At 45.4% G+C, this 9,978-nt stretch carries 7 protein-coding genes; 2 read left to right on the top strand and 5 right to left on the bottom strand.

Features of this window, described 5'->3' with window-relative positions; genetic code table 11:
• Positions 1-111: 111 nt before the first annotated feature.
• The gene (locus tag E4T80_RS12095; RefSeq protein WP_135058655.1) at positions 112-4,320 is read left to right on the top strand and encodes a collagen-flanked surface repeat-containing protein; all 4,209 of its coding nucleotides are present in this window, start codon (positions 112-114) and stop codon (positions 4,318-4,320) included.
• Between the two features lie 146 nt (positions 4,321-4,466).
• Here the strand turns inward: E4T80_RS12095 and folP are convergent, their stop codons facing one another.
• On the bottom strand, positions 4,467-5,315 hold the full coding sequence (folP, locus tag E4T80_RS12090) for a dihydropteroate synthase (protein WP_135058654.1): 849 nt from the start codon (positions 5,313-5,315) through the stop codon (positions 4,467-4,469).
• A 117-nt stretch (positions 5,316-5,432) separates the two neighbouring features.
• Here folP and E4T80_RS12085 point away from each other — a divergent pair, with 117 nt between their 5' ends.
• On the top strand, positions 5,433-5,942 hold the full coding sequence (locus E4T80_RS12085) for a DUF5067 domain-containing protein (protein WP_135058653.1): 510 nt from the start codon (positions 5,433-5,435) through the stop codon (positions 5,940-5,942).
• Positions 5,943-5,978: 36 nt separating this feature from the next.
• Here E4T80_RS12085 and trkA read toward each other — a convergent pair whose 3' ends face one another.
• From trkA to E4T80_RS12065, 4 genes are all read right to left on the bottom strand, one after another.
• Positions 5,979-7,355 (bottom strand): Trk system potassium transporter TrkA, encoded by a 1,377-nt coding sequence (gene trkA / locus E4T80_RS12080; protein ID WP_135058652.1) that lies wholly within the window; start codon positions 7,353-7,355, stop codon positions 5,979-5,981.
• Positions 7,352-8,650 carry a 16S rRNA (cytosine(967)-C(5))-methyltransferase RsmB gene (rsmB, locus tag E4T80_RS12075; protein ID WP_135058651.1) on the bottom strand — a complete coding sequence of 433 codons (1,299 nt, stop codon included), beginning with the start codon at positions 8,648-8,650 and terminating at the stop codon, positions 7,352-7,354. Before rsmB ends, trkA begins: the two co-directional genes overlap by 4 nt.
• Complete coding sequence (gene fmt / locus E4T80_RS12070) at positions 8,647-9,600, bottom strand: methionyl-tRNA formyltransferase (protein WP_135058650.1); 954 nt, start codon at positions 9,598-9,600, stop codon at positions 8,647-8,649. Before fmt ends, rsmB begins: the two co-directional genes overlap by 4 nt.
• A 187-nt stretch (positions 9,601-9,787) precedes the next feature.
• Positions 9,788-9,978, bottom strand: a 191-nt coding sequence (locus tag E4T80_RS12065; protein ID WP_456152434.1) for an EF-Tu C-terminal domain-related protein, incomplete at its 5' end; no start/stop codon positions are given.

Genomic DNA, 9,978 nt, shown 5'->3' with positions numbered 1-9,978 from the left:
AGGGTGTTCGGGGTTTTACAAATTTGACTTGGGTTGTATTTTCAAAATCAATTTATATAATACCCCGACTTTGTGCCTTTCAATGGCAAATAATAATTTAAGGATTTAAGAGTGAATAAAATTTTTAAAGTAATTTGGAATCATGCAACGCAGTCTTGGGTGGCTGTTTCAGAATTAAATAAGTCAAAAGGAAAAACGAAATCTTCATCAACAAATAGGATTTCAATTTTATCTGTATCGCTAGTCGTAGCAGGGGTAACGGTAATTGGTGGCCCAGCATTAGCAGCTATCTCCATTGGTGATGGCTTTTCTTATAATAGTGGTAATGCTCCAGCCGGTGGTTCGAGTGCTATTGCAATTGGTTGGGGAGCGAAAGCTCCAGGTACTCAAGATGTTGCAATTGGTAATGAAGCGACAACATCTGGTAGTTTTGCAACTGCAATTGGTGCTCAGGCAAAAGCGACTGGCGATAACTCAAGTGCGCTCGGCTTTCAGGCTAACGCTTCCAAGGCTGGTGCTATCGCCCTTGGTAATGGCTCTAAAGCTCTAGGGGCAAGATCGGTTGCCATTGGTCCAAATGCATCAGCACTTACAGATGATACTGTTGCGATTGGTCGTGACAGTTCTGCTAGTAACACCAGTGTGGCGATTGGTCTTGGTAATAAGGCTACAGGTAGCAATTCATTCGCTGTAGGGACAAGAAACGAGGCTAAAGGAAATCAAAGTACAGCGTTTGGTTTTGAATCAAAAGCGCTAAATAACTATTCTTATGCTATGGGTTCCGCTTCAAGAGCGGAGGGTGAAGGTACACTCTCGATTGGTTATAACTCAAGAGTAGTCAGTGGTAATGATGCTCAAGGTTCTGAATCCGGTGGTGAGAAGAGTAAGTACTCAACAGCGGTAGCTGGTACGACTGCGAGAGTATTGAATTCTACTTCTGCATCGATCTATGGTTCAAATTCTCACGCTGAAAATAGTAATGGGGCCACAGCACTAGGTGCTATAGCTAATGTAACTAACTCTTTAACTGGTATATCGGTAGGTTATCAATCTAATGTTACCAACTCCAATTATGGTTTGGCATTGGGTTCTAAGGCTTCTGTTCAGGAGCAGTCGAACAGCTCTATTGCTGTGGGGAGAACGGCTACGGTTAAGAATTCCACAAACAGTACTGCAGTAGGCCGTGAAGCCAATATTACCAATGCTAAAGATAGCACGGTTATCGGTGCGAGAAGTAATGTGACAAATGCTGAAAAAGGCCTTGCCGTAGGTGTGGATAATAAAATTACCGGCGCTCGCTCAGGGGCGGTAGGTTCGAATAATAATGTATCCGGTATTGATACTTATGTAATGGGTAATAACATTACTGTTGAAACAAACGGCTCTGTTATTTTAGGAAACAACTCGGCAGCCTCCAGTGCAATTACAGTTGCGCCTGATGCAAAAGTAGGTAGCTATACATATTCAGCTTCAAATTTTGCGGGTAATACATTTGATAATCCAGGTAATTATGTAAGTGTTGGTACTGCTGGTTCTGAACGCCGTATTGTTAATGTTGGTGCCGGTCGTATTAGCGCAAACTCAACCGATGCAATCAATGGCTCGCAACTTTATTTAGTGGCGTCTCGTCTAGAACAACAAGGTTGGAATACGAATGCAGGCGGTAATTTAAAAAAAGGAGTAACCGCAAAAAATACATTAATTAACCCAGGAAAAGCGGTTAATTTCAATGCAGGTGAAGGCTTAACAATTAATCAAACTGTTGGCGCTGATGGTAATGTAACTTATACCTTTGATGCTAAAGCGGTTAAAGATGGCCAAGATGGTAAAAACGCTCAAGCTAATGTAACTACCAACCCTAACGGTACTCATACTATTACTATCGTAGACGGTAACGGCACCACTTCTACCGCTATAGTGAAAGACGGTGAAAAAGGTGAGAAGGGGGATAAAGGTGAAGACGGTAAGAATGCCGAAGCTAACGTAACCGATAACGGTGACGGCACGCACACTATCACAGTCAAAGACGGTAACGGCAATACCACCACCACAACCGTGAAAGACGGTGAAAAAGGTGAGAAGGGTGACAAAGGTGAAGACGGTAAGAATGCTGAAGCTAACGTAACCGATAACGGTGACGGCACGCACACTATCACAGTGACCGACGGTAACGGTACAACAACCACGACTACCGTGAAAGATGGTAAAGACGGTAAGGACGGAAAAGACGGTCTTAACGGTGAAAAAGGCGAGAAGGGGGATAAAGGTGATAAAGGCGATTCTGCTAATGTCGATGTTAAAGGCGTTGGTAATATTGATGTTACCGTAACTCCTCCGGACACTAATAATACAACTGTCTATACTGTTGAAGTTAAAGAAGGTACGTCTAAAGCAGAAGATGGTAAAGCTAAGCCAACTACGCCAACAACGTATGAAGATAAGCAGGGTAACCCATTAACGAAAAATGAAGATGGTAGTTATACCAATAAAGACGGTGATAAAGTTGATCCTGCGGATGTTGTAGAGAAAGGTGATGCAAACAAAGTTGCAACAGTAGGTGATATTACTAATACAATCAACAACACTGGTTGGAAAACGAACGCGAAAGATAAAGACGGTAACCCGGTTACTGGCGAAGATGCGATTGTAAACCCAGGCGATAGTGTGAACTATGTTGACGGTAAAGGTACAACAGCGAATGTAACCTTAGTGAAAGGTGAAAACGGTGAGCCGGATACCTTTAATGTAACCTTCGATGTGGATACAGGTAGCTCAACCGTTAATCAGACAGGCGACAATGCAGGTAAAGCAGCACCTACTATTACTTATGAGGACAAAAACGGCAACCCATTAACGAAAAATGAAGATGGCAGCTATACCAATAAAGACGGTGATAAAGTTGCAACTGTTGGCGATATTGTGAATACAATCAACAATGTATTCCATAAAGTCAGCACTGCTAAGACAAATGATCTCATTACTTCTAAACCGAATGAAAATGGAGAAGCAGTAAGAGCTGGTGATAAAGTCAACTTTACTGCAGCGAAGAACCTAGAGATCACTCAAGATGGTCATAATATTACTTATGGCTTATCTAATGATATCGAAGTCAATAGCACGAAGACAGGCACATTGACAGTAGGTAAACCGGATACAGTAATTAATAACCCAGACGGTTCAACCACAACGGTTGTGAATCCGAAAGTCGATTTCAATGCAGATAAAGCGACACCTGCAACTAATAATGCAGTACAGCCTGACAATGCGTTGAATATCACGACAGCAGGCAAACCGACTCAAATCACCGGTGTAGGTTCAACGTTGAATACAACAGACGTTGCAACGAACCCTGTATCAAAACCGGCAGGCAACGATAAGTTAGTTGACTTAACGAATGCAACAAAACCGGATTCAGCAGCGACAGTTCGTGACCTACAAAATATGGGCTGGATTGTGAGTGCGACTGAAAATGGTTATGTTGATACTGTGAAGAACGCTAATAAAGTGGACTTCAAAGGTGAAGGTGCTGTCAGTGTGACAGGTTCAACAGATGCTAACGGTACACGCAATATCACAGTGAAAGTTGATGCAACTCATATTGCAAATGACGCAGCTGGTAAGGTGTATGCGAACCCAACAACAGGTAAAGCTGAATTCAATAATGCAAACGGTGCTAAACCACTTGCAACTGTAGAAGACGTTGCGAATGCAATTAATGGTTCAGGCTGGGATCTCAACTCAGTAGGTGTCGGCGGTGAAGTAATCGGCGATACAACACCTACTCGTGTGAACCCAGGTAGCAAAGTGAATATCAATGCAGGTAAAAACGTAGTGATTACTCGTTCCGGCAAGGATATTGCAATTGCGACATCAGCTAAACCGGTATTTGATACTGTCCAAGTAGGTGGCGATAAAGGCCCAATCGTGGGTGGTGATACAAACGGTGATGTGAAAGTAGCGAAAGCAGACGGCTCTCCAGCGAAAATCACTAATGTTGCGCCGGGTACGGCAGATACTGATGCAGTCAATGTTAGCCAGTTGAAAGGTGCGGTAGGCAACATCAACAACCGAATGAACAAGATGGATAAAGATCTCCGTGGCGGTATTGCAGGTGCGAACGCAGCGGCAGGCTTACCGCAAGTTTACATTCCGGGTAAATCAATGGTGGCAGCATCAGCAGGTACCTTCAAAGGTCAAAGCGCAGTGGCAGTGGGTTACTCCCGTGCAAGCGACAACGGTAAACTTATCTTGAAAGTACAAGGTAATGCAAATACCCGTGGTGACCTCGGTGGCTCTGTTGGCGTAGGCTATCAGTGGTAATCAATCGCTAATCTATAATGAAAAGGCTAACCCGAAAGGGTTAGCCTTATTTTTTATCATTTTCTTTTTACAAGCGGGTGATGGTTTAGGATTTTTAGCAAATCTATTTGCAAATTCTACGATTAAACTGCCCGCTTGTTGTAATGTTATAGGTCGCTTTCTTGCGTAGCCTGCCAAATTTTAAGCATATCGGCAGTTTCGCCCACATCGTGAACACGGATAATATTAGCGCCGTTTTGTATAGCAATGAGTGCGCCGGCGACGCTGCCGATAACGCGTTGTTCAACGGGTTTATTCAGAATATGCCCTATCATTGATTTGCGGGAAAGCCCAGCCAGTATAGGATAGCCCGACTGGGCGAATACCTTGAGGTGTTTTAAGAGCTGGTAGTTGTGTTGTACCGTTTTACCAAAGCCAAAGCCGACATCAAGTAAGATATGGGATTTTTCGATCCCGTGATTTAGGCACGCGAAAATTCTTTGATTAAGAAAATCAGCCACTTCTTCCACCACATCATCATATTCTGGCTGTTGCTGCATTGTTTGGGGAGAGCCTTGCATATGCATTAAACATACAGGCAGTTTGAGTCTGGCGGCAGTTTCAAGGGCATTTGGTTCTTGTAAGGCTCGAATATCGTTGATAATGTCTGCGCCGGCTTGGGAGGCTTCCTGCATTACCACCGCTTTGGAGGTATCGACAGAGATAAAGCAGTCAAATTGTTGGTGAACGGCTTCAACGAGGGGAACAACCCGATCCAGCTCTTGCTCAAGGCTGACCGGTTCGGCGTTCGGGCGGGTCGATTCACCGCCAATATCAATGATGCTTGCCCCTTCCGTCAGCATTTTTTCGACTTGGCGCAGGGCTTTATCTAAACTGAAGAATTGACCGGAGTCAGAGAAAGAGTCGGGGGTAAAATTTAAAATCCCCATTATTTGAGGGCGGCTGAGATCTAACAAGCGGTCGGATCCGTGAAAATTTTTGAAACAAATTTGCATTTTAGGACTCATAAAAAGGAAATATGAATATATTTGAGCATTGTATCAAACTGTGCTTGTATATCGCGCAGTGAAATTATATGATTTTGCTGTTTTTTAATTAACGGAAGGATAAGAATGAAATTATTGAAACATATTGCTGCTATTTCACTGTTAGTTGCTTTTGGCACAGGTAACGCTTATGCGGAAACCAATACTAAGAAAGCGGAAAATAGCAAAGCGGCAGCGGCGAAAAAATCGACCAAATCGGATCAAGCGTTAAAGCAGTTCAACAAGGCATTTGGTATTCGCTTAGTCGGACGTAGTATAACCAACGATGAGGCAGGTAATCCGGTATTTGTGGCAACTTATGAGCTGGAGAATAAGAGTAAGCAGCGGATTAAGGCGGTGCATTGGATTGGCGGGTACTCTCATAATCAGCAGATTTTGTTTGCACAGGATTTTCCGCTGAATTTTGATCCTGCATTGAAAGCCAAGTCAAAAATCACGGTGAATATTAATTTGCCGTTCGATAAAATACCGGAGCAGGCAAGAGCGGTGATTGCCGATCCAAATGCGGAGATTAGCGTGGTAAATGGCGCAAAACGTTTGGAATTTAGCTCAAAGAAAGTGATTGAAATTAAATAATGATAAAGCCTTGATAATTCAAGGCTTTTTATTTGGCTATAAAAAGAATGCACCAACTTGGAATAGTTTTTCCACTTCGGCGGTTTGCTTGGTGTCGTTGATAAAGACAATGATCCGATCTTGCGCTTGGATTAGCGTAGATTTATGGGCGATGATCACTTGCTCATTGCGGACAATCGCCCCGATCACTGTTCCTTGCGGTAATTTTAGCTCGCTGATTTTTCGACCGACGACTTTAGATGAATTTTCATCACCGTGTGCCACCGCTTCAATCCCTTCCATTAGCCCCTGCTTGAATGAAGCGACTTTGACAATATCCCCTTTTCGTACGTGGCTGGAGAGGGCAGAAATCGTGGCTTGTTGTGGCGAAAGGGCAATATCAATCGTCCCGCCTTGAATAAGGTGCAAATAGGCCATTCGTTGTACCAACACAATCGCTTTTTTAGCACCAAGCCGTTTTGCCAGCAAGGCGGACATAATATTTGCCTCATCATCACTGGTGAGGGCTAAAAACAGATCAATATTTTCGATATGTTCTTCAAACAGTAATTCTTGGTCGGAGGCATCGCCGCACAGTACTAAGGTCTTAGCGAGTTTCTCGGCGAGTTTTTCCGCCCGAACGGGGTGGCGTTCAATCAGCTTCACACTGCATTTTTCTTCCAAGGCTTTTGCCAATGCTGTGCCGATATTGCCGCCGCCCACGATCATCACACGCTTATGCGGTTTCTCAAGGCGTTGTAATTCTGCCATCACCGCTTTGATATGCTGGGTGGCACAGATGAAAAAGACTTCATCACCGGCTTCAATAATGGTTGAGCCTTGTGGCACGAAACTTTTCTCTTGGCGGAAAATCGAGACAATTCTCGCCTCAATATGCGGCAGATGATCGGCTAAGGCAGAGATCGGGTAGCCGACCAATGGCCCGCCGTAGTAGGCTTTTAAGCTGACTAGGCTGACTAAATCCTCGGCAAAATGTGCGACTTGCAACGTCCCCGGATAGTCTATCAAGCGTAAGATTTCTTGAGTAACCAACAGTTCGGGCGCGATGATATGGTCGATAGGTAGTACATTATCATTGAACAGTGTATCCCGCTCCCGCACATAATCCGCATTGCGAATACGGGCGATTTTGGTCGGAATATGGAACAGGGTGTAAGCGATTTGGCAGGCGATCATATTGGACTCATCATTATTGGTTACTGCCACTAATAAATCCGCATCGCTTGCGCCCGCTTCCCTTAGGATACGGGGTGAAGCGCCGTTCCCCTTGATCACTTGCAAATCGTGTTTGCTTTGCAATGGCGCAAGGCGATTCTGATCATTGTCGATAATAGTAATATCGTTATCATTGTTTGCGAGGCTTTCAGCCAGTGTTGAGCCGACTTGCCCTGCCCCTAAAATGATAATTTTCATTCTACTTTTCTCAATTTTGCATAAAAGAAGCCATCACCGCCCGCTTGTTGTGGCAGGAACTGTTTGTATTGCACCGTTTCCGTGTGAAATTGTAGCGGCTCAAGGCGGGCGTTCGGCGTGTGTGCAAGAAAGCGGGCGATTTGCTCGCTATTTTCTTCCGCCAGTATTGAGCAGGTGGCATAAAGCAACGTGCCGTTGGGTTTTAAACGTTGCCACAGTGCCGTTAAAATGCGTTGCTGCAATGCCGCTAATTCAGCAATGTCGCTTTCCTGACGCAACCATTTAATATCCGGGTGGCGGCGGATAACGCCGGTGGCAGAGCAGGGGGCGTCCAGCAAAATGCGGTCGAACATAATATCCTGCTCTAGCCACTGTTCAGGCTGGCTCGCATCGCCGCAAATTACCGTCGCAGTTTGTTTGAGGCGTTGCAGATTTTCCCGTACCCGTTTTAAGCGGTTAGCCTCAATGTCTAAAGCGATGACATTGGCGTGGGGGGCAAGCTCCAAGATATGCGTCGTTTTACCGCCGGGGGCGGCGCAGGCATCTAAAATCTGCTCGCCGTTTTGTGCGCCCAGTAAGATTGCCGACCACTGTGCGTGGGCGTCCTGTACCGTTACCCAACCTTCTTCAAACTGTGGAAGTTGGTGGACGGCAACGGGGTGATTTAACCGAATCGCACAATCCGGCATACAAGCGCTCGGATCGAGATCGTTTTTTGCAAGATCGGCTAATTGCCGACGATAATCTGCCGTTTCAGCACATTGCGGATTGACCCGAATCCACATCGGCGGTTTTTGATTATTTGCCTCAATAATCTCACGCCAGTTAGGATAGGTGTGCTTGAGTTTATTCACCAGCCACTCAGGGTGTAATGTTTGCCAGTGTTGATCGATTTTAGCGAGAATGGTCTCTTGCTCCCTTAGGAAACGGCGTAACACGCCATTGACCAATCCTCGAAAACTGTCCAGTTTCAACGGTTTAGTCGCATTCACCACTTCGCTGACGGCTGCGTGTGTCGGCACTCGCAAATAGAGTAATTGATATAGCCCGACCAGCAGTAAGCAATGTACTAAGCGGGTTTTATGCTTGAGGGGCTTTGCGACTAAGTGCCGGATAATCGCTTCCAAGCGGGGCAGAACACGGCAGACACCAAAGCTGATTTCTTGCACGAGCGGCAGATCTTTTGCGTCCAATTCCGCTTGAACGGCGGGAATCAGGCTGGATAGGGATTTACCGTTATCCAATACCTCTAAGATAATCTGTGCCGCCGCAGCTCGTGGCGGGAGCGTTTTCATTCTAATACCTCGCCAACTTTAAACCAATCGCTGCGACCATTGAGAAAATCTTGCACGGTCATCGGCTTTTTACCAGCCGGTTGGAGTCGGGTTAAATTAAGCACGCCTTGCTGGGTGGCAATCTGAATGCCGCTTTTGTCCACGGATAACACCGTGCCTGCCGGACGATTTTGGTGTGGCAGTACATCTGATTGATAAATCTTAACCCGTTCCTCTGTGCCGTTGAGGTTGAGAGTAAGATAGGCAATCGGTGCCGGATTAAAGGCACGAATATTGCGTTCAAGCTGGCAGGCGGTCAGTTGCCAGTCTAACTTTGCCTCTGCCTTAGAGAGTTTTTCGGCATAGTTTGCCAAATCTTCCCGTTGTTTTTCAGGGCTAAACTGACCGCTTGTTAAACCGTCTAACACTGCCAATAATGCGTTTGGTGCGATGGCTGCCAATTTTGCATAGAGGGAGGCGGAGGTTTCGTCGGCGGCAATCGGTGTATGAACCTTGTGGAGCATATCGCCGGTGTCTAATCCAACGTCCATTTGCATAATCGTAATGCCAGTTTCATTATCTCCCGCCCAGATTGCCCGTTGAATCGGCGCAGCACCACGCCAGCGGGGCAGCAGTGAACCGTGTACATTCAGACAACCGAAACGAGGAGTATTCAGGATTTCAATCGGCAAAATTAAACCGTATGCAACGACAACCATCACATCGGCATTCAGTGATTGAAATTCAGCTTGAGCCTCTGGATTACGCAGTGATTTTGGTTGGTAAACGGGGATGTGATGTTGCTCCGCCAGTTGTTTAACCGGGCCGGTTTGCAATTTTTTACCTCGTCCTGCCGGTTTATCCGGCTGAGTATAGACCGCCACTACATTGTGTTCGGAGTCGAGCAGTGCCTGTAAATGTGTTGCGGCAAACTCCGGCGTGCCGGCAAAGATGATGTTTAATTTTGTCATTTGAACTGGGTTGAAAAATGGATAATAGTGTATTTTAGCAGAGCTGCCTGAATTTTTTGAACGTTTATTTTGCAGAAATTGCGGTTGCAAGCGGTGAGTTGAACCTAAAATTTAGCAAGGCTTGGCAAGATAGATATAGCAAAAAGGCGTACCTAAGTACGCCTTCTTTCTAAAACGGTTTCATCAATTATTTGATGATTTTCGCTACAACGCCCGCACCTACTGTACGACCGCCTTCACGGATAGCGAAGCGTAAACCTTCGTCCATTGCGATTGGGTGGATTAAGCTTACTGTCATTTTGATGTTATCGCCAGGCATTACCATTTCCACGCCTTCCGGTAATTCGATTGTACCGGTTACGTCTGTTGTACGGAAAT

Origin of the sequence: Muribacter muris, from assembly GCF_004569585.1 — a bacterium.
Classification (GTDB): domain Bacteria; phylum Pseudomonadota; class Gammaproteobacteria; order Enterobacterales; family Pasteurellaceae; genus Muribacter; species Muribacter muris.
Note: the sequence above shows the minus strand (reverse complement) of the source record. Positions and strands in the feature narration are given on the sequence as shown.

Bases quoted from the DNA above. Each gene is read 5' to 3' on its own strand.
- folP (WP_135058654.1), bottom strand. From the start codon at position 5,315: ATGCAAATTTGTTTCAAAAATTTTCACGGATCCGACCGCTTGTTAGAT.
- E4T80_RS12085 (WP_135058653.1), top strand. From the start codon at position 5,433: ATGAAATTATTGAAACATATTGCTGCTATTTCACTGTTAGTTGCTTTT.
- trkA (WP_135058652.1), bottom strand. From the start codon at position 7,355: ATGAAAATTATCATTTTAGGGGCAGGGCAAGTCGGCTCAACACTGGCT.
- rsmB (WP_135058651.1), bottom strand. From the start codon at position 8,650: ATGAAAACGCTCCCGCCACGAGCTGCGGCGGCACAGATTATCTTAGAG.
- fmt (WP_135058650.1), bottom strand. From the start codon at position 9,600: ATGACAAAATTAAACATCATCTTTGCCGGCACGCCGGAGTTTGCCGCA.